This window comes from Sinomonas cyclohexanicum, from assembly GCF_020886775.1.
GTDB lineage: Bacteria > Actinomycetota > Actinomycetes > Actinomycetales > Micrococcaceae > Sinomonas > Sinomonas cyclohexanicum.
On the sequence record NZ_AP024525.1, the window covers coordinates 2,845,721 to 2,869,695 of the forward strand.

At 70.6% G+C, this 23,975-nt stretch carries 24 protein-coding genes and 1 pseudogene; 13 read left to right on the forward strand and 12 right to left on the reverse strand.

The annotated features are described in order from the left end of the window. Positions 1 to 338 precede the first annotated feature (338 nt). Together SCMU_RS13470 and SCMU_RS13475 are read left to right on the forward strand one after the other, a co-directional pair. The gene (locus tag SCMU_RS13470; protein WP_229229640.1) at positions 339 to 2,231 is read left to right on the forward strand and encodes a DEAD/DEAH box helicase; all 1,893 of its coding nucleotides are present in this window, start codon (positions 339 to 341) and stop codon (positions 2,229 to 2,231) included. Between the two features lie 17 nt (positions 2,232 to 2,248). Then, on the forward strand, positions 2,249 to 3,106 hold the full coding sequence (locus SCMU_RS13475) for a DNA-methyltransferase (protein WP_229229641.1): 858 nt from the start codon (positions 2,249 to 2,251) through the stop codon (positions 3,104 to 3,106). A 33-nt stretch (positions 3,107 to 3,139) separates the two neighbouring features. Here SCMU_RS13475 and SCMU_RS13480 read toward each other — a convergent pair whose 3' ends face one another. Beyond that, positions 3,140 to 3,994: a PHP domain-containing protein gene (locus SCMU_RS13480; protein ID WP_229229642.1), complete on the reverse strand. Its 855-nt coding sequence runs from the start codon at positions 3,992 to 3,994 to the stop codon at positions 3,140 to 3,142. Positions 3,995 to 4,056: 62 nt separating this feature from the next. Between SCMU_RS13480 and SCMU_RS13485 the strand changes: the two genes are divergently transcribed. Further along, positions 4,057 to 5,634, forward strand: a complete 1,578-nt coding sequence (locus tag SCMU_RS13485) for an aminopeptidase P family protein (protein ID WP_229229643.1) — start codon at positions 4,057 to 4,059, stop codon at positions 5,632 to 5,634. A 91-nt stretch (positions 5,635 to 5,725) separates the two neighbouring features. Here the strand turns inward: SCMU_RS13485 and SCMU_RS13490 are convergent, their stop codons facing one another. Continuing rightward, positions 5,726 to 6,634, reverse strand: a complete 909-nt coding sequence (locus tag SCMU_RS13490; protein ID WP_229229644.1) for a YflT domain-containing protein — start codon at positions 6,632 to 6,634, stop codon at positions 5,726 to 5,728. An 86-nt stretch (positions 6,635 to 6,720) separates the two neighbouring features. Between SCMU_RS13490 and SCMU_RS13495 the strand changes: the two genes are divergently transcribed. From SCMU_RS13495 to SCMU_RS13505, 3 genes and pseudogenes are all read left to right on the forward strand, one after another. Next, positions 6,721 to 7,995 (forward strand): magnesium transporter MgtE N-terminal domain-containing protein, encoded by a 1,275-nt coding sequence (locus SCMU_RS13495; RefSeq protein WP_229229645.1) that lies wholly within the window; start codon positions 6,721 to 6,723, stop codon positions 7,993 to 7,995. Further along, the gene (locus tag SCMU_RS13500) at positions 7,988 to 8,590 is read left to right on the forward strand and encodes a DUF1003 domain-containing protein (protein WP_229229646.1); all 603 of its coding nucleotides are present in this window, start codon (positions 7,988 to 7,990) and stop codon (positions 8,588 to 8,590) included. Before SCMU_RS13495 ends, SCMU_RS13500 begins: the two co-directional genes overlap by 8 nt. Before the next feature lie 5 nt (positions 8,591 to 8,595). Continuing rightward, positions 8,596 to 9,710 (forward strand): annotated as a pseudogene (locus SCMU_RS13505) (Mrp/NBP35 family ATP-binding protein). Between the two features lie 154 nt (positions 9,711 to 9,864). Here the strand turns inward: SCMU_RS13505 and SCMU_RS13510 are convergent. The 3 genes from SCMU_RS13510 to sigE are packed head-to-tail and all read right to left on the reverse strand — an operon-like array spanning position 9,865 to position 11,483. Then, positions 9,865 to 10,287 carry a twin-arginine translocase TatA/TatE family subunit gene (locus SCMU_RS13510; RefSeq protein WP_229229647.1) on the reverse strand — a complete coding sequence of 141 codons (423 nt, stop codon included), beginning with the start codon at positions 10,285 to 10,287 and terminating at the stop codon, positions 9,865 to 9,867. A gap of 57 nt (positions 10,288 to 10,344) precedes the next feature. Beyond that, a complete protein-coding gene (locus SCMU_RS13515; RefSeq protein ID WP_229229648.1) occupies positions 10,345 to 10,848 on the reverse strand; it encodes a hypothetical protein in 504 nt (167 codons plus the stop codon). A gap of 11 nt (positions 10,849 to 10,859) precedes the next feature. Beyond that, positions 10,860 to 11,483: an RNA polymerase sigma factor SigE gene (gene sigE, locus SCMU_RS13520; RefSeq protein WP_443020323.1), complete on the reverse strand. Its 624-nt coding sequence runs from the start codon at positions 11,481 to 11,483 to the stop codon at positions 10,860 to 10,862. A 224-nt stretch (positions 11,484 to 11,707) separates the two neighbouring features. On the opposite strand from sigE, the gene SCMU_RS13525 reads away from it, so the two are divergent. After that, positions 11,708 to 12,340: an O-methyltransferase gene (locus SCMU_RS13525; RefSeq protein ID WP_229229650.1), complete on the forward strand. Its 633-nt coding sequence runs from the start codon at positions 11,708 to 11,710 to the stop codon at positions 12,338 to 12,340. Between the two features lie 64 nt (positions 12,341 to 12,404). Here the strand turns inward: SCMU_RS13525 and SCMU_RS13530 are convergent, their stop codons facing one another. From SCMU_RS13530 to SCMU_RS13545, 4 genes are all read right to left on the reverse strand, one after another. Continuing rightward, positions 12,405 to 12,572 carry a DUF3117 domain-containing protein gene (locus SCMU_RS13530; protein ID WP_229229651.1) on the reverse strand — a complete coding sequence of 56 codons (168 nt, stop codon included), beginning with the start codon at positions 12,570 to 12,572 and terminating at the stop codon, positions 12,405 to 12,407. A gap of 139 nt (positions 12,573 to 12,711) precedes the next feature. Continuing rightward, positions 12,712 to 13,953, reverse strand: coding sequence for a putative hexosyltransferase (locus tag SCMU_RS13535; protein ID WP_229229652.1), 1,242 nt, complete (start codon positions 13,951 to 13,953; stop codon positions 12,712 to 12,714). Continuing rightward, on the reverse strand, positions 13,946 to 14,278 hold the full coding sequence (locus SCMU_RS13540) for a DivIVA domain-containing protein (RefSeq protein ID WP_229229653.1): 333 nt from the start codon (positions 14,276 to 14,278) through the stop codon (positions 13,946 to 13,948). The genes SCMU_RS13535 and SCMU_RS13540 overlap by 8 nt, the downstream gene beginning before the upstream one ends. Then, the gene (locus SCMU_RS13545; protein WP_229229654.1) at positions 14,275 to 15,159 is read right to left on the reverse strand and encodes an LOG family protein; all 885 of its coding nucleotides are present in this window, start codon (positions 15,157 to 15,159) and stop codon (positions 14,275 to 14,277) included. The genes SCMU_RS13540 and SCMU_RS13545 overlap by 4 nt, the downstream gene beginning before the upstream one ends. Before the next feature lie 91 nt (positions 15,160 to 15,250). Between SCMU_RS13545 and SCMU_RS13550 the strand changes: the two genes are divergently transcribed. From SCMU_RS13550 to SCMU_RS13565, 4 genes are all read left to right on the forward strand, one after another. Then, a complete protein-coding gene (locus SCMU_RS13550) occupies positions 15,251 to 16,006 on the forward strand; it encodes an amino acid ABC transporter ATP-binding protein (RefSeq protein WP_229229655.1) in 756 nt (251 codons plus the stop codon). Positions 16,007 to 16,070: 64 nt separating this feature from the next. Beyond that, complete coding sequence (locus tag SCMU_RS13555; RefSeq protein WP_229229656.1) at positions 16,071 to 16,964, forward strand: glutamate ABC transporter substrate-binding protein; 894 nt, start codon at positions 16,071 to 16,073, stop codon at positions 16,962 to 16,964. Positions 16,965 to 17,034: 70 nt separating this feature from the next. Then, positions 17,035 to 17,682, forward strand: a complete 648-nt coding sequence (locus SCMU_RS13560; protein WP_229229657.1) for an amino acid ABC transporter permease — start codon at positions 17,035 to 17,037, stop codon at positions 17,680 to 17,682. Further along, the gene (locus SCMU_RS13565) at positions 17,679 to 18,551 is read left to right on the forward strand and encodes an amino acid ABC transporter permease (RefSeq protein WP_229229658.1); all 873 of its coding nucleotides are present in this window, start codon (positions 17,679 to 17,681) and stop codon (positions 18,549 to 18,551) included. Before SCMU_RS13560 ends, SCMU_RS13565 begins: the two co-directional genes overlap by 4 nt. Before the next feature lie 180 nt (positions 18,552 to 18,731). Here SCMU_RS13565 and dapE read toward each other — a convergent pair whose 3' ends face one another. Then, positions 18,732 to 19,934, reverse strand: coding sequence for a succinyl-diaminopimelate desuccinylase (gene dapE / locus SCMU_RS13570; protein WP_229229659.1), 1,203 nt, complete (start codon positions 19,932 to 19,934; stop codon positions 18,732 to 18,734). A 51-nt stretch (positions 19,935 to 19,985) separates the two neighbouring features. Between dapE and dapD the strand changes: the two genes are divergently transcribed. Both dapD and SCMU_RS20780 read left to right on the forward strand, forming a co-directional pair. Next, entirely contained in the window at positions 19,986 to 21,005 is a 1,020-nt protein-coding gene (gene dapD / locus SCMU_RS13575; RefSeq protein WP_229229660.1) for a 2,3,4,5-tetrahydropyridine-2,6-dicarboxylate N-succinyltransferase, read from the forward strand. Between the two features lie 123 nt (positions 21,006 to 21,128). Further along, the gene (locus SCMU_RS20780; RefSeq protein WP_274602860.1) at positions 21,129 to 21,968 is read left to right on the forward strand and encodes a hypothetical protein; all 840 of its coding nucleotides are present in this window, start codon (positions 21,129 to 21,131) and stop codon (positions 21,966 to 21,968) included. 62 nt (positions 21,969 to 22,030) lie between these two features. Here SCMU_RS20780 and SCMU_RS13585 read toward each other — a convergent pair whose 3' ends face one another. After that, on the reverse strand, positions 22,031 to 23,323 hold the full coding sequence (locus SCMU_RS13585; protein ID WP_229229661.1) for a glycosyltransferase: 1,293 nt from the start codon (positions 23,321 to 23,323) through the stop codon (positions 22,031 to 22,033). 3 nt (positions 23,324 to 23,326) lie between these two features. Further along, positions 23,327 to 23,938 carry a hypothetical protein gene (locus SCMU_RS13590; protein ID WP_229229662.1) on the reverse strand — a complete coding sequence of 204 codons (612 nt, stop codon included), beginning with the start codon at positions 23,936 to 23,938 and terminating at the stop codon, positions 23,327 to 23,329. Positions 23,939 to 23,975: the final 37 nt, after the last annotated feature.

Consider the following 23,975-nt stretch of genomic DNA (forward strand, 5'->3'; position numbering starts at 1 on the left):
CTGCGATGAGGCCAACCCCCGGAAGAGCGGGGTTCCGCGGCAGACCAGCGCGAGCGCGCCGTCCCACGGACACCCAGCCACTGCGAGACGGCGTGGCGGAGCTCACAATTCCATGGAATGGAACGCGACGCGGTATCCTTGGACGGTTATTGGATGCCCGATCGTCCTGATGCGATCCCCTTTCACCCGTCGGCAGGCGCCGGCACTTTGATAGCCCGCGATCGGCTTCCGCTGGATGGCCGGCGCGCGCTCGGCGCTCCAGACGCCGTGGCCCGAGGTCATGGCAGTCTGTCGAGCGAGACCCGCTCAGGCCCCTATGGAGAGGGACCTTCCCCCCTGTGAACGAAGTCCACACCCACGAACTGCTGACCGATGACTCCGGAACCGAGACGCTCGAGACCCAGGAGACCATCACCAACGACGCCCCCGTGCGCCAGGAGACCCTCAAGACGTTCTCCGACTACGGCGTCGCTCCCGAGATCGCCCAGTCCCTCGCGGACGCGGGCATCCTCAACCCGTTCCCGATCCAGTCGATGACGCTCGGCGTCGCCCTCGGCGGCCATGACATCATCGGCCAGGCAAAGACCGGCACGGGCAAGACCCTTGGCTTCGGCATCCCCGCGCTGCAGCGCACCATCCCGGCCGAGCACCTGGACTACGCGAAGCTCCCCGTCCCGGGCGCCCCGCAGGCCCTCGTCGTCGTACCCACGCGCGAGCTCGCCATCCAGGTGGGCAAGGACCTGCAGACCGCGAGCAAGCGCACCACGCTGCGCGTCGAGGTCATCTACGGCGGCCGCGCGTACGAGCCGCAGATTGAGGCGCTGCAGCGCGGCGTCGAGGTCGTCGTCGGCACGCCGGGCCGCCTCATCGACCTGCACCGCCAGCGGCACCTGAACCTCAAGAACGTTCGCATGATCGTTCTGGACGAGGCGGACGAGATGCTGGACCTCGGCTTCCTGCCCGATGTCGAGACGCTCATGGCCGCGGTGCCCGCAGTCCGCCAGACGCTCCTGTTCTCGGCCACGATGCCCGGTCCCGTCGTCGCCATGGCGCGCCGCTACATGACCCAGCCCACCCACATCCGGGCGAGCGACCCCAACGACGACTCGATCACCAAGAAGGACATCCGCCAGGTGATCTACCGGGCTCACCAGCTCGACAAGGGTGAGGTCGTTGCGCGCATCCTCCAGGCTGAGGGCCGGGGCCGCACCATCATCTTCACGAAGACCAAGCGCACCGCGGCGAGGCTCTCCGAGGAACTGGTCGACCGCGGTTTCGCCGCGGGCGCACTCCACGGCGACCTGGGCCAGGGTGCCCGCGAGCAGGCGCTCCGGGCATTCCGCCACGGCAAGGTGGACGTGCTCGTCGCGACCGACGTGGCCGCACGCGGCATCGACGTCGAGGACGTCACCCACGTGATCAACTTCCAGTGCCCCGAGGACGAGAAGGCCTACCTGCACCGCGTGGGCCGCACCGGCCGCGCCGGGCACAAGGGAACCGCCGTGACGTTCGTCGACTGGGAAGACGTCCCCCGCTGGACCCTCATCAATAAGGCGCTCGGCCTCAACGTCCCCGAGCCCATCGAGACGTACTCCTCGTCTCCGCACCTGTACACCGACTTGGACATCCCGGCCGGCACAAAGGGCCGCCTCCCGCGCAACAAACGCGTGCTCGAGGGCCTCGAGGGCGAGGTGCTCGAGGACCTCGGCGAGCCCGGCAAGAAGGCACACCAGGGCGGCAAGTCCCGTCGGGGCGAGAAGGGCCCGCGCCATGAGGACGGCGCTCGGCGGGAGGGCCGCGAAGAGGGCAGGTCCCGCCGAGGGGGCAAGGGCCGCCGAAACGCCGAGGCTGAGACGCACGACGGCGCCGCCCCCGCACACGCGGCCGACACCGCTGCGGGCACCGCAGAAGGGGTCGAGGGCGCGGGCAAGTCCGGCCACGGCCACGGCCGTGCCGACCGTCCCGCCCACAGCGAGACGAGCGGCGAGGGCCGCCGCCGGCGCCGCCGGACCGTGGTGGAGGAGGCCGGCGAGGCCGCTCCCCACGCCAGCGGCAAGGAGCGCGACGCCAAGGAGCGCGCCCCGAAGTCCGCCTCGACCGCGCTCGCCGTGCACCTCGTGGAGGCGGAGGACGGAGCGCCGGTGGACCGCGGAGTCGCGGCAGCCCGCCGTCGCCGGTCGCGCACTCGCCGCCGCAACGGCGAGGTCGTCTCCCGCACCGAAGCCGAGTAGGAAGCAGAACAGGCAGCATGGGTGGGTCCGGGCTGTGGTCCCCCGACGGCCCGGATCTCGTGGTCCACGGGGACAACGCCGCGGTGCTGCCGGCCCTGCCGGACGGCGCGTTCACGATGGTGTACATCGACCCGCCGTTCAACACGGGCCGGCGGCAGCGGCGCCAGGAGCTGAGCATGGTGCGCAGCGCCGAGGGCGACCGCATCGGGTTCTCGGGCCAGCGCTACGAGACGATCAAGGGCGCCCTGCACAGCTACGACGACACGTTCGGGGACTACTGGGCCTTCCTCGAGCCGCGCCTGCTCGAGGCGTGGCGGCTCCTGGCGCGGGACGGCACGCTGTACCTGCATCTGGACTACCGGGAGGTGCACTACGCCAAGGTCATGCTGGATGCGATCTTCGGGCGGGAATGCTTCCTCAACGAGATCATCTGGGCCTACGACTTCGGCGCGCGGACCAGGCGCCGCTGGCCCACCAAGCATGACAACGTGCTCGTCTATGTCAAGGACCCCTCCGCCTACCACTTCGACACCGACGAGGTGGACCGCGAGCCGTACATGGCGCCGGGCCTCGTCACCCCGGAGAAGCGCGAGCTGGGCAAGCTGCCCACGGACGTGTGGTGGCACACGATCGTCTCCCCCACCGGGCGCGAGAAGACCGGTTACCCGACGCAGAAGCCCGAGGGGCTCGTGCGGCGCATGGTCGCGGCCTCGAGCCGGCCGGGCGACTGGGTGCTCGACTTCTTCGCGGGCTCCGGGACGCTGGGCGCGGTGGCCCACCGCCTCGGCCGTCGGTTCGTGTGCGTCGACGAGAACCCGCAGGCGGTCGAGGTGATGGCCGCGCGGCTCCCCTCGGCGCGCGTGGTCAGCGCCTGAGCCTCGGCGCGGGTCCCGCTGCTGGACCTGCGGTCAGGCCTGCGGACGCACGACGGCGGCGCCCCGCCCCTGGCGTTCGATCTCGCCGAGGACGTCCTCCTCGGTCAGGTTCTCACCGAGGCGGTTGGGCTTGCCCGCGCCGTGGTAGTCGGAGGACCCGGTGACGAACAGACCGTGCTCGGCAGCCAGGCCGAGCAGGAACGCCCGCCGGTCCTCGGGGTTGTCCCGGTGGAAGACCTCGAGCCCGGCCAGTCCTGCGTCGATCATCTCCCGGTAGACGGGCTCCCCGACCGTGCGGCCCCGGGCGGAGGCCACCGGGTGGGCGAAGACCGGGACGCCGCCCGCGGACCGGATGAGCGAGACGGCGAGCGCGGGCTCCGGCGCGTAGTGCTGGACGAAATACCGCGACCGCGAGGACAGGATCGTGGCGAACGCCTCGGTGCGGTCACCCACGAGGCCGGCCGCGACGAGCGCGTCCGCAATGTGCGGCCGGCCCACGGTCGCCCCCGGGGCCACGTGCCGGGTGACATCGTCCCACGAGAGCGGGTAGTCCTCGGCCAGGAGCGAGACCATGTGCTCCGCCCGGGAGAGCCGGGCGTCCTTGGCCTTGGTGATCTCCTCGAGGAGCCCCGCGTGGGTCGGGTCATGGAGATAGCTGAGCACGTGCACGCTGATGCCCTCGGGGGTGCGGCACGAGACCTCCATCCCCGGGACGAGGGTCAGCCCGAGCCCCCGCGCGGCGTCGCCGGCTTCCTGCCAGCCGCCGGTCGAGTCGTGGTCGGTGATGGCGAGGACATCCAGACCCGCCTCGACGGCCGCGGCCACGAGCTCGGCCGGGCTCTCGGTGCCGTCCGAGACGGTCGAGTGGGCATGCAGATCGATCCTCACGACCCCACGATAGCGCGCTGGACATCCATGCCCCCGCGGGAGATCGGTGGAAGAATGGCACAGTGAGTGTTTCAGAACCCCTCGCCGGCGATCCCGGCCAGTCCGCAGACGCGCAGCAGCCCATCGAGGACCGGGTGAACAACCGGTCGCAGCGCCCCACATCGGACGCGTTCAAGGCCTTCATGGCGTCCCAGTGGGCGCCCTCCGACCCGTCCGTCCCCGCCAGGGACGAGGTCGCCGACTTCGCGGCCCGGCGCCGTCGTGCGGTGTCCGACCGGTTCCCCGGCGAGCGCCTCATCATCCCGGCCGGCCCGCTCAAGGTGCGCTCAAACGACACCGACTACCGCTTCCGCCCGCACTCGGCATTCGCGCACCTGACCGGTCTCGGGCTGGACCACGAGCCCGACGCCGTGCTCGTCCTCGAGCCCGTCGACGACGGCGCGGGCGAGGGCGGCGGCCACCACAGCGCCACGCTCTACTTCCGTCCCCTCGCCGGCCGCGACACCGAGCAGTTCTACGCCGACGCCCGCTCGGGCGAGTTCTGGATCGGTGCCCGCCCCACCCTCGCCGAGCTCGAGTCGAGGCTCGGAATCCCGACCGCGCACCTCGACGGCCTCGAGGTCGCCGTCACGAAGGGGGTCGGAGCCCCACAGATCGGCGGCATCTCGGTGCGCCTTGTCCGCAAGGTCGATGAGAACCTCGACGCCCTCGTGGACACGGCCCGGTACAACACCGCCCAGGACCCCGAGAACCTCGACCTGAGCGAGTTCGACGCGCTCGACGACCAGCTCGCGGAGGCCCTCTCCGAGCTGCGCCTGACCAAGGACGAGTGGGAGGTCCGGCAGATGCGGGAGGCCGTGGCGGCCACCGCGGCCGGCTTCGAGGAGATCGTCAAGGCCCTGCCCCGGGCCGTCGCGCACGCACGCGGCGAGCGGGTCGTGGAGGGCGTGTTCTTCGCCAAGGCACGCGAAGAGGGCAACGACCTCGGCTACGAGACCATCGCCGCCGCTGGCAACAACGCCACGGTGCTCCACTGGATCCGCAACAACGGCGCCGTGCGCGAGGGCGACCTCATCCTCGTGGACGCGGGCGTCGAGGCCGAGTCCCTCTACACGGCGGACGTGACCCGCACCCTCCCGGTGAGCGGCACCTACTCCGAGGTCCAGCGCCGCGTCTACCAGGCGGTGCTCGACGCCGCCGACGCGGCCTTCGCCTCGGCGAAGCCCGGGGTCAGGTTCCGCCAGGTCCACGCCGCCGCCATGGAAGTCCTCGCCGCCCGCCTCGAGGAGTGGGGCATCCTGCCCGTCACCGCGGCCGAGGCGCTCTCCGACGCGGGCCAGCAGCACCGCCGCTGGATGCCGCACGGTACGAGCCACCACCTCGGCCTCGACGTGCACGACTGCGCCCAGGCCCGCCGCGAGCTGTACCTCGACGGCGAGCTGCGTCCGGGCATGGTCTTCACGATCGAGCCGGGGCTCTACTTCAAGGCGGAGGACCTCGCGATCCCCGAGGAGTACCGCGGGATCGGCGTGCGGATCGAGGACGACATCCTCATGACCGCCGCGGGCCCCGTCAACCTCAGCTCGGCGCTCCCCCGGACCCTGGAGGACGTCGAGACGTGGATGGCCTCCCTCCGCTAGGGCCTACAGGCATTCACAGCCCACACGGGCGTGACAGACGGACGCCGCATCAGGATGGATCCTGATGCGGCGTCCGCACGTGTGGGGCCAGCTAGGCGCCCGGGTTGGCCCCGTCGTCGTGCTCCTTCTCCTCGCCCGGGGCGTCGCGGGAATCGGAGGGGTGCGGCTCGTCGGGCTCGACGCGGACGCCATACTGCGGGCGGCCGTCAGGGAGGTCGTGGTACCCGGGCCGCGGCTCGTGCGCCGGACGCTCCGGCTGCTGGGGAGGAGGCACCGGCTGCCCCTGCTGGGCGTCGTGGCCGCCGGTGACCCCGTACGGGTCGGTCCACCCGCTGGGCCGCTTGGGCTCGGCCTCCTGCGGAGGCTGCCACGGCTGGCCGTACCCGCCCTGCTGGTGCTCGCCCCAGTCCTGGCCCGGCTGGCCGTGGCCGCCGGGCTGGTTGTACCCGCCGGGCTGGTTGTAGCCGCCCTGCTGGTGATGCGTCTGCCCCCAGCCCTGCCCGGCGCCCTGCCCCATCGGCAGCTGCGAGAGGAGCCGGCGGGCCTCATGGGCCACGTCATGGCCCACCACGACGTCGTAGTTGCTCGCGATCACCTGGCTCGTCGACGTGAAGTCCCGCTTGCCGCGCTGCATCGCATACGTCACGATGCCGAACAGCATGAAGAACGCGGCGCCCATCAGCACGGACGTGATGATGGAGAAGTAGCTGCCGTTCGGCGTGAAGAACGAGAGCAGGACACCGACGAAGAGGCCGAACCACATACCGCTCAGGGCACCGTTGAGCGCCACCCGGGGATAGCTCAGCCTTCCGGTCACGCGCTCCACGAGCTTGAGGTCATTGCCGACAATCGCGACGAGCTCCACGGGGAACTGCTGGTCGGCGAGGTAGTCCACGGCCTTCTGCGCATCGAGGTAGGACGTGTAGGAGCCGACGGTTTCGCCCTCCGGGAGCGCGCGGGTCGCGTCGGCGGGCTTGGCGGAACCGAACATGTTGGACATGTCCCTATTCTTACCCGTATTGCGGCGCGGGGCGCGTGTTTCCGCTGAGAGTGAGCGTTGAGTTTGCGCTGGAGTAGCCTAGAGCAGTGAGTTCGACCCCCGCCCGCATCTTCATCGCCAGGCTCCTCGGCCTGGACGTGTTCGACCCTGCCGGCGACCGGGTCGGGCGGCTGCGGGACGTCGTCGTGATCCCCCGCGGTACCCGGCCTCCGCAGGCCGTCGGCATCGTCGTCGAAGTGCCCGGGAAGCGCCGCGTCTTCGTCCCCATGACGCGCGTGACGAGCATGGACCAGTCGCAGATCATCACCACCGGGCTCATCAACCTGCGTCGCTTCGAACAGCGCGGTGCCGAGCAGCTCGTGCTGGGTGACGTCTTCGACCGCCATGTCACACTCGTCGAGGACGGCACGGAGGCCGCGATCGAGGACCTCGCAATGGATCAGCAGCGCAACGGCGACTGGATCGTGAGCAAGCTGTTCGTGCGCCGACTCCTGAGCGGCCGCGGGCTGCGCCTGAGGAGGGGCGAGACGCTGATCGTCGACTGGGACGACACGCGCCAGACGGCCGGGCAGGCCCGAGGCGCGGCGCAGTTCCTCGCGACCCACGAGGACCTCAAGCCCGCAGACTTCGCCGACGCGATGCAGGAGATGAGCGACGAGCGCCGCTTCGAGGTCGTCGCCGAGCTCCAGGACGAGCGGCTGGCCGACGTGCTGCAGGAGCTCCCCGAGGATGACCAGGTGGAGATCCTGTCCGCGCTTGATCTCGAACGGGCCGCGGACGTGCTCGAGGAGATGGATCCGGACGACGCCGCCGACCTCCTCGCCGACCTGCCGGCGGACAAGGCGGAGGAGCTCCTGGCGCTCATGGAGCCGGAGGAGGCCGAGGACGTCCGCCGTCTCCTGCAGTACGACGAGGGCACCGCCGGCTCGGTCATGACGCCGGTCCCGGTGGTCCTGCCGCCGGAGGCGACCGTCGCGGAGGCGCTCGCCCATGTGCGCCGCGAGGAGCTCAGCCCCGCACTGGCCTCGGCGATCTTCATCTGCCGCCCGCCGCTGGAGACCCCCACGGGCCGCTATCTGGGCACGGTGCACATCCAGCAGCTGCTGCGCAGCGCGCCGCCGGAGCAGCTCGGCTCGATCGTGGACAAGAACCTCGAGCCGGTCCAGGATCTCGCATCCCTGGGCGATGTCGCTCACGTGATGGCGCAGTACAACCTCAATTCCCTGCCCGTGGTCAACGCGGACGGCCGCCTCGTGGGGGCCGTGACCGTGGATGACCTCCTCGACCACCTCCTGCCCGACGACTGGCGCGTGCACGAGGACGGCGAGCCCGTGAAGAAGTTCGGAGGACGCTTTGGCTGAGTCCCGCAAGCTGCCCGGTCTGGATACCCCCCTAGAGCAGCGAACGAGACTCATCCCGCGACTGAGCCCCGACCCCGACGCGTTCGGCCGCTTCGCCGAGAGCTTCGCCCGGTACATGGGCACGCCTCGGTTCCTCCTCTACATGACGCTGTTCTGTGTGGCCTGGCTGGGCTGGAACACGTTCGGGCCCGAGGAATGGCAGTTCGACCCGAAGTCGCTCAACTACACGCTCCTGACCCTGCTGCTCTCGCTCCAGGCCTCGTACGCCGCCCCCCTCATCCTCCTCGCGCAGAACCGGCAGGATGACAGGGACCGGGTCCAGATCGAGCAGGACCGTTCCCGCAACGAGCGCAGCCTCGCCGACACCGAGTACCTGACCCGCGAGCTCGCCTCCCTGCGCCTCGCGCTGCGCGAGGTTGCCACCCGCGACTTCGTCCGCGCCGAGCTGCGGTCCCTGCTCGAGGACCTCGCGAGCGATCAGGACGAGCCCGACGCCGACAGCCGCCCCGAGCCGAAGCCCCGCAAGGACCGCAAGCAGCGGTCGCCGAAGGCGCAGCAGGTCCCGCGCGTGCGCGAGGCAGGCGGCGCGGAGTGAGCACCATGCCCGCCTCGGAGGAGGCCGTCCGAGCCGCCCTGCACGGGGTCATCGACCCGGAGCTGCGCCGCCCGATCGACGAGCTCGGCATGCTCGAATCCGTGGCGGTCGACGGCGGCCGGGTCACCGTGCGCGTGCTGCTCACCATCGCGGGGTGTCCCCTCCGCGGGACGATCGACGGCGACGTGCGCGCCGCCCTGGCCTCGGTTCCCGGGGTGGAGGAGGCGGCCGTCGAGCTCGACGTCATGACGCCGCAGCAGCGCCAGGAGCTCCGCGAGCGCCTCCGGCCCGAGCGCGGCATCCCGTTCAGCCGCCCCGACTCCCTGACCAAGGTCTTCGCCGTGGCCAGCGGCAAGGGCGGCGTGGGGAAGTCCTCCCTGACGGTGAACCTCGCGTGCGAGCTCGCCTCACGCGGCCTGAGCGTGGGCATCGTCGACGCGGATGTGCACGGCTTCTCCGTCCCCGGGCTCCTCGGGGCCGCCGGAACCCCCACCCAGGTGGACGACATGATCCTCCCGCCCGTGGCCCACGGCGTGAAGGTCATCTCGATCGGCATGTTCGTCGAGGGAAACCAGCCCGTCGCGTGGCGGGGGCCGATGCTGCACCGCGCGCTCGAGCAGTTCCTCGGCGACGTCTACTTCGGCGATCTGGACGTGCTGTTCCTGGACCTCCCGCCGGGCACGGGAGACATCGCGATCTCGGTATCGCAGCTGCTGCCGAACGCCGAGCTGATCGTCGTGACGACACCGCAGGCCGCGGCGGCGGACGTCGCGGAGCGCGCCGGATCGGTCTCGGCGCAGACGGGCCAGAAGGTCGCCGGGGTCATCGAGAACATGTCCGGCCTGACGCTTCCGGACGGCACGGTCATGGAGGTGTTCGGGTCCGGCGGGGCCAGCGCGTGGCCGAGCGGCTCACGGCCGTGCTCGGCGCCCCGGTAGAACTGCTCGGGCAGGTGCCCCTCGACGTCGCCCTGCGCCAAGGCGGTGACGCGGGCGTCCCGATCGTGCTCGGAGCCCCGGATTCGCCCGCCGCCGTGGCGCTGCGCGGAGTTGCCGACAGGCTGGCCGCCCGGCCCCGGGGCCTCGCCGGCCGGAGCCTGGGCGTGACGCCGCGGGCCTGATCCCGCCGACCGCTCCCGTCTCGGGTACGCATACCCCCGCCCACAGCCGTCTCGGGTACGCATGCCCCCGCCCACAGCCGTCTCGGGTACGCACACCCCCGCCCACAGCCGTCTCGGGTACGCACACCCCCCGCCCTCGTACTCGAGATGCGGGTCAGGTGGCCTCGGTGTCGAAGGGGGCGCGCTCGCCAGCGCCGAGCCGCTCCGCCGTGCGCTCTGGGGCCGTCACCGCGGTTGCGGCGACGGAAGGTCCCGCGGCGGAGGCTCCGGCCGCAAGCGCGGGAGCCGCGACGGCCGCGGCAGCGGGAGCCGCGGGTGCGGCCTCGTCGTCGAGCAGCGCGTTGCGGATGATCTTGCGCGGGTCGTATTGGCGCGGATCATACTTTCGCCAGTCGACCTCGTTGAGGTCGACCCCCGTCTCCTCCTTGAGCTGCTCCTTGGCGCCCGCGGCCATCCGCCGGAGTTCCTTGACGATGTTGGTGAGCTTCTGGGTGTATTCGGGCAGCCGCTGGGGACCGATCACGAGGATGCCGATGACCAGCAGGATCAGGAATTCCGGGCCGTTGATTCCGAACACGCGTGCAACATTACCTTCTGCCCGCGAGCGCGGGCGACTCGATCAGCACGTGACGCATCAGGGCCGTCCCGATGCGCCGAAGACCATGCGCAGACCCCGCCCGAGACGGTCGAGCGGGTCCTCGCCGGTCGAGGCAGTCTGTGCGGAGACGGCCGGATGCGCCGCTTCCACGGAACCGTTCGCGGTGCGCACGAGGGAGGCAGACCCCCCGCCGGGAGTGGGCCGCATCTGGGGCTCCCCAGCAACCGCGTACGCCGTGACGGCCAGCGCGGCAACACACGCGGCCGCCCCGGCCACGGCAGCGAGGCCGGCGCGCGCCAGGCCCCCTCCGCGAGGGCGTGTCCGCTCGTCGTGCTCCGCCTGGGCGGCCAAGTACTGGGTGTGCTCGAGGAGCCGCTCGTGGAGGGAGTGGCTCGCACGGGGAACCTCGGCGTGGCGCAGCGACGCGAGGTAGCGCCGTTCAGTCTCCAGCTTGCCGCGGCACTCGGCGCACGTGCTCACGTGCTCGGCGGAGGCCGGGTGTTCGTCAGGGAGGAGGCTCGTCCATCGGGGCAGACTCATGCAGTGCCCTCTCAGCGGGTGCCGCGGGCCACGCGCGGAAGCGCCAGACGCTTCTTGGCGGCGCCACGGCGGGGGTCGCGGTGCGCGAGCTTCTCGCGCAGGAGTGTACGGCCGCGGTGGATGCGGCTGCGGACCGTGCCGAGCTTGACCCCGAGCGCATCCGCCACCTCGTCGTAGGAGAGGCCCTCGAGGTCGCAGAGGACCACCGCTGCACGGAAGTCCGGCGGGAGTTCCTCGAGCGCCGCCTGGACGTCGAGGTCAAGGTGGTTCATCTCGAAGCTGCGCTCGGGGCCGGGATCGCGGCCCGGCAGCCGCGACTCCGCGTCCTCAGCGAGGGCGTCGAAACGAATGCGGCCCTTGCGCCGGGCCTGGTCGAGGAACAGATTCGTGGTGATGCGGTGGAGCCAGCCGTCCAAGGTTCCCGGCTTGAAGTTCTCGAGGGAGCGGAACACCCGGACGAAGACCTCCTGGGTGAGGTCCTCGGCGTCGTGCTGGTTGCCCGTGAGCCGGTACGCGAGGCGGTACACCTTGGCGGAGTGCTGTGTGACCACCTCTTCCCAGGTTGGCGGGACCCAGGGCTCGCCGTCGGGAGTCCCCTGAGGGGTCTGGGTGGCTGCAGCGGATCCAGCTGACACGTCCACGCACCTGCCTTCGCTCTTCTTCGTTGCGGCCGGCGGATCCGTGGGTGCCGGGGCCGGGCCGCTCGGATAATCCAGTCTGCCAGTTCCGGCTGGGAGTTCGCCCGGTGTTCCGCCTCCAGCGTACAAGCTGCCCACGGTCGACTGGCCCCCTTGGAACGATAGGCTTGATCAGCTCCCTAACCATCCGCCAACATCCGCGCGCGAGACGAAAGTGGCCCATGAGCTCCGAGAAGTCCACCAGCTGGTCCTACACCGAGGCGTTCGCGTCCGAGGACGCGGTGCTGGAGCGGGCCAGGGAGCGCTCGTTCGATCTCGGCGTCACGCCCGTGAGCCCCGGGGTGGGCGCGGTGCTCACCGTTCTCGCGGCGTCATCCAAGCCCCACGCCGCGGTCGAGATCGGCGCCGGCGCCGGGGTCTCCGGCGTGTGCATCCTGCGGGGCCTGCCGGCATCGGCCGTGTTCACGACGATCGACAGCGACGTGGAGCACCTCAAGGCAGCCCGCGAGGCCTTCGCCGAGGCGGGCGTCCCAGCGAACCGGGTACGGGCCATTCCGGGCCGTGCGGCGGCGGTGCTCCCCCGGCTCACCGACGCCGCGTACGACCTTGTCTTCGTCGATGCGGACAAGTCGAGCGCGCTCCTGTACGCCGAGCAGGGCATCCGGCTGCTGCGCCCGGGCGGCCTGCTCGTGGTCAACGACGCACTCGACCGCGACCGCGTGTCCAACCCCGCGTACCGCGAGCCCACGACCGTGAGGCTGCGTGAGCTGCATCGCGCCCTGCGCACGGACGAGCGCCTCGCCACGGCGATCCTGCCCACCGGAGACGGTCTCATCGTCGCCTCCCGTCGCTAGCACGCGAAAGGGCCGACCCCGCGTGGGATCGGCCCTTGCTGCGCCCTTGCTGGAGGCGCCCAGCCTATTCCGTGACGCCGACGAGGCACTCCTTGAGCTCCACCGCTTCCTCGGCGTTGAGCTCGACGACCAGACGGCCCCCGCCCTCGAGAGGAACGCGCATGATGAGGCTGCGGCCCTCCTTCGTGACCTCCATCGGCCCATCGCCGGTACGCGGTTTCATGGCTGCCATGTGCTCTACCCCTCCAGTCGGTCGTCCGCACGATGTGCTGTCCACAACATTACCAGCCGGCATACCGTGAGGTAGCCACGGACCGGAACGGGCGTGCCGATCGCAACTGTGTCCGGGAGGCGGCCCCGCGGAGGTCCGGTCACGGGGGCCAGTCGCCGCCCCCGGGCAGCTGCGCCCACACCCACAGCCATACGACCCACACGATCTGCAGCAGTGTGAACAGCACCAGGACCGCCCACCTGTAGGCGCGCGAGCGGGACAGCGCGGCCGTGGCCAGCGCGAGCGGGAACAGCGGCAGCATCATGCGGAACGTGCTCGTCTGCGGGTGCAGGACGGCGAGCAGATACGCCACGTAGGCCACGCACCACAGCTGCATCTCGAGCCCGATCCGACGCACGTGCGCGCTCGTGAAGTACAGGGCCGCGAGCGCCACGAGGACGAATGGCGCAATCGCCCCCAGCACCGGCCCGAAGAGGTACTGTCCTGTCTCGAACCACGGCAGGAACGGCACGAGCGGGCCGCCGCGCCACACGGTCTCCGTCGCCGTGTAGGCGTCCGGCACGCCCGTGACGGCCCACGCGATGAGGGGCCATGCGGCCGCCGAGGCGACCCCGACGGCGGCGAGGCCGCCCAGCCGAGCCAGCTCGCCCGCCGTCGTGCGCTCTGGACCGCCGCCTGCGCGATAGCGCACGAGCCGCACAGCGAGCAGTCCGCAGAGCATCAGGGCGAACGGCACGCCGACCGGGCGGGTGAGCGCCGCGAGGGCCACCACGGGCATCGCGGCGAGGTAGCGGCGCTCGACGACCCACAGCAGCGCCCACGCCAGGACCAGCAGCCCGAGCGACTCGGCGTACGGGATCTGCAGGATCGCCGAGATGGGGAAGAAGGCGACGAACGCGACGCCCCACAGCGCGTCCGCATGCTGGGCGCGGTGCCGGAACAGCCGGTAGAGCACGACGGCGGCGGCGAACCCCGCGATGAGGGCCACCACTTGGGCCCACACCTGCCACGGGAGGCCCGGCAGCCCGCTCAGCGCACGGACGAGGAGGGGGTAGACGGGATAGAACGCCCAGGCATTCTCCTGCACCTCGCCCGTGGGCGAGTGCGGGAGTGCGGAGGGATAGCCGTTCTGGACGATCCGGCCGTACCACTCCGAGTCCCAGATCTGCACGAAGTGCCAGTAGTCCGGCTGGGGGGCGAACCACGGGTTCGCGCCCTGCTGGAGTGCGGCCGCCGCCAGGATGCAGAAGCTCACGACCCGGCCCGCGGCGTAGACGGCGAGGACCTGGACCCACCACGGGAATGCCGCGAACCGCGATGTCGCCGCGCGGACCGCGGCTGCCAGGGCGGCATGCACGGGCGTGGGCCGCAGGTCAGTCATCGGTAGGGGCATCGGCCCGGGGCGCGCCCTTGAGCTGAGCCGTGAGCGCCTCGATGAGCGCCGCCTGGACGCTGATCCTGTCCCTGAGCCTGACTAGCACCTGGTCAACCTGGTCCATCCGGTAGCCCCGGAAAGCGAGGGCGAACCGCACGGCGTCGATGTCCTCCGGGTTCGGGTGCTCCGGGAGGAGCACCGGCGGCAGCCCGGTCGGCGGCTCCTCGAGGCCCTCTGGCTGCGCGCTGGATGTTCCGCGGGCGATTCCGACAGCGAACCAGGCCAGGCCGCCGGCAAGAAGGATCGCGAGGAAGACGAGGAAGAAGCTCACGCGCCCTCCGCGGTCCCGGCGTCGGGCTCGTCATCGACGATGCCGAAGTCGTCGTCCTCATCGTCGATGCTCGCGTTGCCGAACATCCCGCCGCGGCGCTCCGTCTCGCCGAGGCCCGCGAGGACACGGGTCACTGCATCCTCGGGGCTGTCCACCACGCTGATGAGGTTCAGGTCGGACGCGGAGATCATGCCCTCGCCCACAAGCGTGGCCTCGATCCAGCCGATGAGCGGGTTCCAGAAGTCAGAGCCCAGCAGCACGATCGGGAACTGCGTCACCTTCCCCGTCTGAACCAGCACCATGGCCTCGAACAGCTCGTCGAGCGTACCGAGGCCACCGGGGAGCACGATGAACCCGTGCGCGTACTTCACGAACATCGTCTTGCGGGCAAAGAAGTAGCGGAAGTTGACCCCGAGGTCCACCCACGAGTTCAGGCCCGTCTCGAAGGGCAGCTCAATGCCGAGGCCCACCGATGTGCCTGCGCCCTCGACCGCGCCGCGGTTCGCCGCCTCCATCGAGCCCGGGCCGCCGCCCGTGATGACGGCGACGCCGGCCTGTGCGAGAAGGCGGCCGATGGCGACGGCCGACTCGTAGTAGACCGTTCCCGGCTGGGTGCGCGCGGATCCGAAGACGCTCACCGCCGGCCCGAGCTCGGCGAGCGCACCGAACCCCTCGACGAACTCGCTCTGGATGCGCATGACCCGCCATGGATCCGTGTGGACAAAGCGGCCGGGGCCCTTCGTGTCGAGCAGATGCTGGTCAGCCGTGCCCTGCTTGGTCTGGCGGCGGCGCAGCTCGATGGGGCCCTTGCGGCGCCACGGCACGTTCGCTCCGCTGCGTGAGGAGTTCTGGTCGCCGCCCTGCGGGGATTCGGTGCTCATGCACCCAAGGCTAGTCTCGCTTCAATCACGATTCGCACCCGCTGCGGCGTGCGCCCGAGCCCCCGACGGCATTCTCCGTTACATTTTCCCTATGACTACCGACACTTCGGGCAGCCCACTTGTCTCTGTCAAGGGCGTGAACAAGCATTACGGCCAGCTCCACGTACTCCAGGACATCAATCTTGACGTCAACCGGGGCGAGGTCGTGGTGATCATCGGCCCGTCGGGCTCGGGCAAGTCGACCCTCTGCCGGGCGATCAACCGCCTCGAGACGATCGAGTCCGGAGAGATCTCCATCGACGGCAAGAAGCTGCCGGAGGAGGGGAAGGCCCTCGCGAAGCTCCGGGCCGACGTCGGCATGGTCTTCCAGTCGTTCAACCTCTTCGCACACAAGACGATCCTTGAGAACGTCACGCTCGGGCCCATCAAGGTCAAGGGCGTGGACAGGGCCACGGCCGAGAAGGACGCCATGGCGCTGCTCGAGCGGGTCGGCGTGGGGCATCAGGCGCCCAAGCTGCCGGCACAGCTCTCAGGCGGCCAGCAGCAGCGCGTCGCGATCGCACGCGCCCTCGCGATGAAGCCCAAGGTCATGCTCTTCGACGAGCCCACCTCTGCGCTCGACCCGGAGATGATCAACGAGGTCCTCGATGTCATGGTCCAGCTGGCCAAGGAGGGCATGACCATGATCGTCGTGACGCACGAGATGGGGTTCGCGCGCAAGGCCGCGGACCGCGTCGTGTTCATGGCGGACGGGCAGATCGTCGAGCAGGCCAAGCCCGAGGAGTTCTTCACGAACCCGCAGTCGAGCCGCGCGAAGGACTTCCTGTCCAAGCTGCTCACCCACTGACACCACCTACCAATACTCGTTCGCACCCCGGGGTCGAATGGCCCCCGATGAAAGGAATGCTCGAATGGCACTCTTCGGCAAGAAGGCCGTGCTGACCGCCGCCACGGCGGTCATGGCCCTCGCCCTGTCCGCCTGCGGGGGATCAGGCGGGTCCGGCGGGAGCTCCTCGGAGTCTGCTGCCCCCTATCAGGTCGCCACCAACGTCTCGCTCACCGGCAGCCCGACGTTCGACAAGATCAAGTCGGCCGGCAGGGTGACGATCGGCGTCAAGCAGGACCAGCCGGGCCTCGGCTTCATGGACGCAGCCACGGGCCAGTACAGCGGCTTCGACATCGAGATCGCCAAGTGGATGGCCGCTTCCCTCGGCTACGGCCCGGACAAGATCGACTTCAAGCCGATCCCGTCCGCCAACCGCGAGTCCGCGATCCAGAACGGTGACGTCAACTTCTACGTCGGCACCTACTCGATCACCGACAAGCGCAAGCAGCTCGTGGACTTCGCCGGGCCGTACTTCATCACCGGGCAGGGCCTGCTCGTGAAGAAGGACAACACGACGATCAACAGCGAGAAGGACCTCGCGGGCAAGAACGTCTGCTCGGCGACCGGCTCCACGCCGATCCAGAACATCAAGGCCAACTTCCCGCAGACCAAGACCACGGAGTTCGACACGTACTCGCAGTGCGTCGAGGCGCTCAAGAGCGGCTCGGTCGACGCCGTGACGACCGACCAGGCCATCCTCCTCGGCTACGCCGCGCAGGAGCCGGACACCCTCAAGGTGGTCGGCCAGCCCTTCACGACCGAGAAGTACGGCATCGGCCTGCCGAAGGGCGACACCGCGCTGCGGAAGTTCTTCAACGACACGCTGACCAACGGCAAGGACACGTGGCAGAAGATCTACGACTCGACGCTCGGCAAGTCGGGCACGAAGGTCGAGCAGCCCGCCGTCGACAACTACTGACAGGCACTGGTGGGCGGGGCGTGCAACGTCCCGCCCACCGTCGTTTCGGCTAGAAAGCGAAGGCTGTCGCGTGAACACGCTTCTCGACAATCTCGACCTCTTCACCACCGGTTTCAAGAACACCGTCATCCTGTTCGTCATCTCGGGAATCATCGCCCTGATCCTGGGCACCGTGGTCGGCGCGATGCGCGTCTCCCCTGTCCCGGCGATGCGGGCCTTCGGGACGATCTACGTCAACGTCATCCGCAACACCCCGCTGACGCTCGTCCTGTTCTTCTTCGCCCTCGGCTACCCGAAGCTCGGGCTGCCCGAGATCGACTTCATGACCGCCGCGATCATCGGCCTGAGCCTGTACACGGCGACCTACATTGCCGAGGTGCTGCGCTCGGGGATCAACACTGTGCCCGTCGGCCAGGCCGAGGCCGCCCGGGCGATCGGACTGCCGTTCACGCAGACCCTCACGCTCGTCGTGCTGCCCCAGGCGTTCCGTTCGGTCCTGCCGCCGCTGTTCAGCGTGCTCATCGCGCTCCTGAAGAACACCACCGTGGCCGCCGGCTTCTCGGTGGCCGAGGCGGGCGCGATCCGAGCCAACCTCTCCGAGCGCGGCTACCCCGCCATGCAGGGGCTCCTCTGGGTGGCCCTGTTCTTCGTGATCCTCGTCCTGATCCTCGCCCAGCTCCAGCGCTACTTCGAGAAGAAGTGGAAGGTGGCCCGATGAGCTCCGTCCTCTACGACGCCCCCGGCCCGAAGGCCCGCTCCAGACACCTCATCATCGGGGTCATCGGCACGATCGTGATCCTCGCCATCGTCGGGTTCATCGTCTGGCGCTTCGCGGAGACCGGACAGTTCAGCGCGGCGAAGTGGAAGATCTTCACGTTCCCACTCGTCCAGCAGACGATCCTCAACGCCGTCGGCGCGACGCTCTCGGCGTTCGCTGTCGCCGCCGTCGGGAGCATCGTTCTCGGCCTCGTCCTGGCCGTCGGCCGGCTCTCGGACCGCCCGTGGGTGTCCCGCCCGTTCCACTGGTTCACCGAGCTCTTCAGGGCTATCCCCGTGCTGATCCTCATGATGATGATCTACTACGGGCTGCCCCCGCTCGGCATGACCGGCATCACCCCGTTCACGGCCGTCGTCGTCGCCCTCATCCTCTACAACGGGTCAGTGCTCGCCGAGGTCTTCCGCGCAGGCATCGAAGCACTGCCGAAGGGACAGCGTGAGGCGGGCTTCGCGATCGGACTGCGCAAGTCCCAGGTGATGCAGAGCATCCTGCTGCCGCAGGCCGTCAGGTCCATGCTGCCCGTGATCATCTCCCAGCTTGTCGTGACCCTCAAGGACACTGCGTTGGGCTTCATCGTCACGTACAACGAGATCCTGTTCCAAGCGAAGTACTTTGGTTCGCAGGCCCAATACGGCGCCCCGATCGTGCCCGCCGCGATCGTTGCCGGCGTGCTCTACGTGGGGATGTGCCTCATCCTCTCGGGCCTCGCCAAGTACGCAGAGAGCAGGCTGCGCAAGAGCCAGCGGGTCTCCGGCAAGAAGGGCGGCGGAGCCATGGCCGCCGCGGCGGACGCCGCAGCCAAGGTCTGACCGACCCCTCCTGGGAGTCACCTTCCGGGGGCCACCTTCCGGGGGCCACGTCCCGGAGGCCACGTCCTGTGGGTCTGCCCGCAGGATCTGACCTCCGGGACGTGACCCTCAGACGTTGTGGGGGGCCGGGAGGGCTGCCGCGCACGACGGCGGTGGCTCGCCTCGCGACTGGTTGCGCGCCTAGGAGCGCAGCCACGCCTCGAGGGAGGCCAGGCACGCCCGGACGTCGGGACCGGCGACCCGCTCGTCGTCCTTGTGCGCCAGCAGGGCGTCGCCGGGACCGAAGTTGACCGCCGGCACGCCCAGGTCGGAGAACCGCGCGACGTCCGTCCACCCGTACTTGGGCAGCGGCTCGCGGCCCACCACTGCGACGAATGCCGCCGCCGCCGGGTGGGTCAGCCCGGGGCGCGCCCCGGACGCGCCGTCGGTGCGCACCACGTCGAACCCCTCGAGCAGCGCTCGGACGTGCTCCTCGGCCTGCTCGAGGTTCTTGTCGGGGGCGAAGCGGTAGTTGATGGTCACGGTGCAGCGGTCCGGGATGACGTTCCCTGCGGTCCCGCCGGCGATGCCCACGGCATTGAGGCTCTCGCGGAAGTCGAGGCCCTCCACGGTCACGGTCGCGGGCTCGTAGGCCGCAAGCCGCTCGAGGATCGGCGCCGCCGCGTGGATCGCGTTCCTCCCCATCCACGCCCTCGCCGAGTGCGCCGCCTCACCCACCGTCGTGGCTTCGACGCGGAGTGTGCCGTTGCAGCCGCCCTCTACGGTCCCGTTGGTGGGCTCGAGCAGGATCGCGAAGTCCCCCGCCAGCAGGTCGGGGTGGTTCCGCGCGAGGCGCCCGAGGCCGCTCTTGGACGCCTCGACCTCCTCATGGTCATAGAAGACGAAGGTGACGTCCCGCGTTGCAGGCACAGACTGAGCGCTGCCGGCGGCAGGCGAGCCGCCGCCGTCGTGCGCCGGATCAGCGCCGAAGAGCCGCGCGGCAAGTGCGAGCTGCACCGCGACGCCGCCCTTCATGTCGGTCGCACCACGGCCCCACAGGACACCGTCCCCGGGATCGCCGTCCCACGAGGACGGAACGGTGCCCCGGGCGCCGTCCGCGGTCGGCAGCGGGACGGTGTCGATGTGGCCGGCGAGGATGATCCGCTCCGCACAGCCATGGGAAGAGCGCGCGACGATCGCGTCGCCATCCCGGGTCACCTCGAGCGAGGTCTGGGTGCGGAGCGCCCCTTCGATCGCGTCGGCCAGCGCAGCCTCCCCACCCGAGACGCTCTCGACGTCGATGAGGGCCGCCGTGAGCAGCGCGACGTCCTGCGTGAGGTCGAGGAGGGGCCGGCCGTGCGGGGCAGACGACGCGGCGGGCGGGCGGGGATCCGTGGGGGTCACCCGCCCAGCATAGTTCGAGGCGCACCGGGCCCCGCCGATAGACTGGACAGCATGACTGAAACCCCTGCCGCATCCCGCGCTGCCCACGGCTTCGGGCTCGCCACGATCCACGTCGCCTCGGGCCCCGACGGCGCCGGCGAGGCCACGGTCCTCGATGTCTGGTTCCCGTCTCCGGCCCTCGGCGAGGCCGCGGCGCACCTCTCCGACGACGCCGTCGTGGACTCCGCCCCCGCCGAGCTCGTCGCGGCCGCCGAGGACGGCGACGACGCCGACCGCGGCACCCAGACCAAGGTCGTGTTCGTCCAGATCGACCTCGATCGGGCCCCCGCGGACACCGCGGACGCGTATCTGCGCCTCCACCTCCTCTCGCACCGGCTCGTGGCGCCCAACACGATCAACCTCGACGGCGTGTTCGGCAAGCTCCCCAACGTCGTGTGGACCAACTTCGGCCCATGCCACCCGGCCGGCTTCGAGATGACCCGCGCCAAGCTCCGCCGCCGCGGGGCCGTGACGGTGTTCGGCGTGGACAAGTTCCCGCGCATGGTCGACTACGTGGTCCCCTCCGGCGTGCGCATCGCCGACGCGGACCGCGTCCGCCTCGGCGCGCACCTCGCCGAGGGCACCACCGTGATGCACGAGGGCTTCGTGAACTTCAACGCCGGCACGCTTGGCACGTCCATGGTCGAGGGCCGCATCTCGGCCGGCGTCGTGGTGGGCGACGGCACCGATGTGGGCGGCGGCGCGTCCATCATGGGCACGCTCTCCGGCGGCGGCAAGGAACGCATCACGCTCGGCGAGCGCGTCCTCCTCGGCGCGAACTCGGGCGTGGGGATCTCCATCGGCGACGACTCCGTCGTCGAGGCCGGCCTCTACGTCACCGCCGGGACGCGCGTGCGCATCAGCGGATTCAAGGACGCGTTCGGCGAGAACGCCGAGAAGGTGGTCAAGGCCGCAGACCTCTCCGGCCAGCCGAATCTCCTGTTCCGCCGCAACTCGACCAACGGCCAGGTCGAGGCGCTCCCCCGCGCGGGCCAGACGGTCGAGCTCAACGAAGCGCTGCACGCCAACTGATCCGACGCACGACGGCGGGTGTGCGCCCAGGTGCGCGTCCGCCGTCGTGCGCGGGGCCACCCCGGCCCGAATCGAAGGCCCTAGGGCCCTGATCCCCCTCGCCCAGTCCAAGGAGCACCCCGGATGGCCCTCGCCCGCAGAGCGCGGCGCGCCCTCACCGTCCTCGTGGCCCTCGCCCTCGCCGCCGTGGGCATCTACATCGCTGCACTCGTGCTCAACCGCAACGACAAGCCGATCGTCGAGGGCTGCACGGCACCGCTCGGGAGCGCAACGCAACAGCTCGCCACCGACCAGACCGCCAACGCCTCCCTCATCGCGGCGATCTCCGTGCGCCGCGGCCTCCCGGCGCGGGCCGCGACGATTGCCCTCGCGACGGCGATGCAGGAATCGAAGCTGCGCAATATCAATTACGGCCACGCGGACTCCCTCGGGCTGTTCCAGCAGCGCCCGTCGCAGGGCTGGGGCACGGCGGCGCAGATCATGGACCCCGTCTACGCGACGAACGCGTTCTACGACGGCCTCGTCAAGGTCCCCGGCTACGAGTCGCTGCCGATCACGGACGCCGCGCAGGCGGTGCAGCGTTCGGGCTACCCAGAGGCCTACGCGCAGCACGAGGACATGGGGCGTGCGTTCGCCTCGGCGCTGACCGGACTGTCGCAGGCCGCACTGACGTGCACGCTCCGCGCGCCGGACGCCGCCGGCGACCCCGCCCAGGTCAAGTCGCAGCTCACCATCGCGTACGGGGCGATGGACGCGAGCACCGCGGGCAAGGCCCTCAGCGTCCCGGCCAACGGCGCGACCGGGTGGTCCATCGCGCAGTGGGCCGTCGCGAACGCGAAGCAGCTCGCGATCACCAAGATCGACTTTGCCGGCCACACGTGGCTCAGGGACGGCAACAAGGGGTGGACGGACTCCGCCGCGCCCGACGGCACCGTGACGATCACGGTAGCCCAGGCCCCGTAGCCACCTCCCTGCGCTGGGGCTCATGTCCCTGCGCTGAGGGCTCATGTCCCTGCGCTGAGGGGTCATGTCCCTGCGTTGAGGAGGCGCTCGTCGACGAGATCCACGGCCCTGGCGGTGCCGCCCGCCGCCCGGATCGACGCGGCGAGCTCGCGCGCACGACGGCGGTAGGCCGGGTCCCCGAGGACCCTCGCCACGGCGTCGCGCACCTGCACCGGGCTGGGCCGTCCCGTCTTGAGATCGATCCCGGCCCAGGCGACGCGACGCGCGATGTCCGGCTTGTCGATCGCCGCGCCCGCGATGACGAGCGGCACGCCCGCGCCGAGGGCCGCGAGCACGGTGCCGTACCCGCCGTTGCTCACCACGGCGCTCACATCCTTCAGGATCCGGGCGTACGGGAGGAAGTCGGCCGCGAAGGCACCTCGCGGGAGACCGCCAGGGTCACCGAACCCCTTGCCGCCGCCGGTCGCAAGCACGACGGCGGGCCGCCGCCCGATGGCTGCGGCTGCACCGTCCGTGAGGCCAGCCAGTGCGGGGCGCAGCAACTCGCTGGGGTCGACGTTGAACGTCCCCTGCGTCACGTGCACCACCGGCGCGTCAGCCGGCCACTGCCCCCACCACTCCGGCAGCGCGCCGGCCGAGGGCGGGACGAGCTGGCCGATGAGCTCGACGCCCGGGACGGGCTCGGGGCGGGGGTACTCGAGCTCGGGAATGCCCTGGGCGATGGTGAGCAGCTCCGAGTACACCGAGTCCAGACCCGGTCGTGGGGTCGGGCCGAGGCCGGCGCGGGCGCGCTGCCGGTTGACGAGCGCGCGCATGGCCCTGCCGGGGCCGGCAGCGAGGGCCGCCGCAAGTGCGCGGTTGCGCACAGCCGCCGCCCCGCCGCGCGCAGGGAGAAGTGGAGCCCCGGGCGGCGGGCCCCACGGGTTGTGGGCGCTCAGCGGAACGAGGGAGATCCCGGCCCACGGGACGCCCTCGCGCTGGGCCCAGAGCCCCGGCCCAAGGCAGAGGCAGTCAGCCACGACGGCGTCCGGCCGGGCAGCTTTAGCCAGCCCGGCGACGTCGTGCGCCTGCGCCGCGGCGGTCCCGATGAAGAGGTCCCGGATATTGCCGAGAATGGCGCGGAGGCCGCGTCCGTCGCCGATGCTCGGGAAGGTCTCACCAATCGCGAGGTCGTCGAAGTCCGGGGCCGAATGCCACAGCCACGGGCGAGCGCCCACGGCCTCGAACCTCTCCGCGTACTTCGCGCCCGTGTAGGCCAGGACGTCGTGTCCGCGCCGGACGAGCTCCCCGGCGATCGCGGCCACGGGATGGACGTGGCCGGCAAACGGCATGGAGGCGACGAGGACGGTCCCCATACCTCACATTAAAAGCTCGACCACCGGCTTGAGGTAGCTCCGGAACGCTTCCTTGTCCTCCAGGAGGCTCTGGCTCATGATCACCTTGTCCGCGTTGACGAGCCAGGCGCGGTCTTCGCAGAGCGGGAGCTCAATGATCGTGAGCGTGAAGTCGCGGGCGGCCGGCCCCACCTCCAGCTGGCGCTCCTCGACGATCTCGCGCAGCACGTCCGTCGCGCCGGTCGCCTCGCGCTCCTTCTCGAGACGCTCGTATTCCGCCCGGCGTTCGCGGGCCCACGTGAGGGCCGCGCCGAAGTGGGCCTGGAGCGAGCGCTGCAGCGCAGGCGCTTCCCGGAACGCGCCGAAGTTCGGCGGCTCGACTGCGGGGCTCATCTCCGGGTGGTTCTCGATCAGGTGCTGCCACCAGGCCTCCCACTCGCGGCGCAGCGCAGGAAGGCCCCCCACATGCTGGGTGATCTGGTGGTGGTCAGCCTCGCGGACCCGCGGCTGGGCGGGGGCGACCGGAGGCATACCAGCGCCGTTGAGCCCCGCATGGTCCTTCAGGTAGAGCGCTAGGAGCATGGGGCCGGACGTATCCATGGTGATCCGCCAGGCGGGCCCTCCAGTGTGGTGCATCAGTCGATTCGCTTCCTTGCCGGTCTTCTCCCAGTGT

Bases quoted from the DNA above. Each gene is read 5' to 3' on its own strand.
- SCMU_RS13475 (WP_229229641.1), top strand. From the start codon at position 2,249: ATGGGTGGGTCCGGGCTGTGGTCCCCCGACGGCCCGGATCTCGTGGTC.
- SCMU_RS13490 (WP_229229644.1), bottom strand. From the start codon at position 6,634: ATGTCCAACATGTTCGGTTCCGCCAAGCCCGCCGACGCGACCCGCGCG.
- SCMU_RS13515 (WP_229229648.1), bottom strand. From the start codon at position 10,848: ATGAGTCTGCCCCGATGGACGAGCCTCCTCCCTGACGAACACCCGGCC.
- SCMU_RS13525 (WP_229229650.1), top strand. From the start codon at position 11,708: ATGAGCTCCGAGAAGTCCACCAGCTGGTCCTACACCGAGGCGTTCGCG.
- SCMU_RS13530 (WP_229229651.1), bottom strand. From the start codon at position 12,572: ATGGCAGCCATGAAACCGCGTACCGGCGATGGGCCGATGGAGGTCACG.
- SCMU_RS13535 (WP_229229652.1), bottom strand. From the start codon at position 13,953: ATGACTGACCTGCGGCCCACGCCCGTGCATGCCGCCCTGGCAGCCGCG.
- SCMU_RS13545 (WP_229229654.1), bottom strand. From the start codon at position 15,159: ATGAGCACCGAATCCCCGCAGGGCGGCGACCAGAACTCCTCACGCAGC.
- SCMU_RS13550 (WP_229229655.1), top strand. From the start codon at position 15,251: ATGACTACCGACACTTCGGGCAGCCCACTTGTCTCTGTCAAGGGCGTG.
- SCMU_RS13555 (WP_229229656.1), top strand. From the start codon at position 16,071: ATGGCACTCTTCGGCAAGAAGGCCGTGCTGACCGCCGCCACGGCGGTC.
- SCMU_RS13565 (WP_229229658.1), top strand. From the start codon at position 17,679: ATGAGCTCCGTCCTCTACGACGCCCCCGGCCCGAAGGCCCGCTCCAGA.
- dapD (WP_229229660.1), top strand. From the start codon at position 19,986: ATGACTGAAACCCCTGCCGCATCCCGCGCTGCCCACGGCTTCGGGCTC.
- SCMU_RS20780 (WP_274602860.1), top strand. From the start codon at position 21,129: ATGGCCCTCGCCCGCAGAGCGCGGCGCGCCCTCACCGTCCTCGTGGCC.
- SCMU_RS13585 (WP_229229661.1), bottom strand. From the start codon at position 23,323: ATGGGGACCGTCCTCGTCGCCTCCATGCCGTTTGCCGGCCACGTCCAT.
- SCMU_RS13590 (WP_229229662.1), bottom strand. From the start codon at position 23,938: ATGCACCACACTGGAGGGCCCGCCTGGCGGATCACCATGGATACGTCC.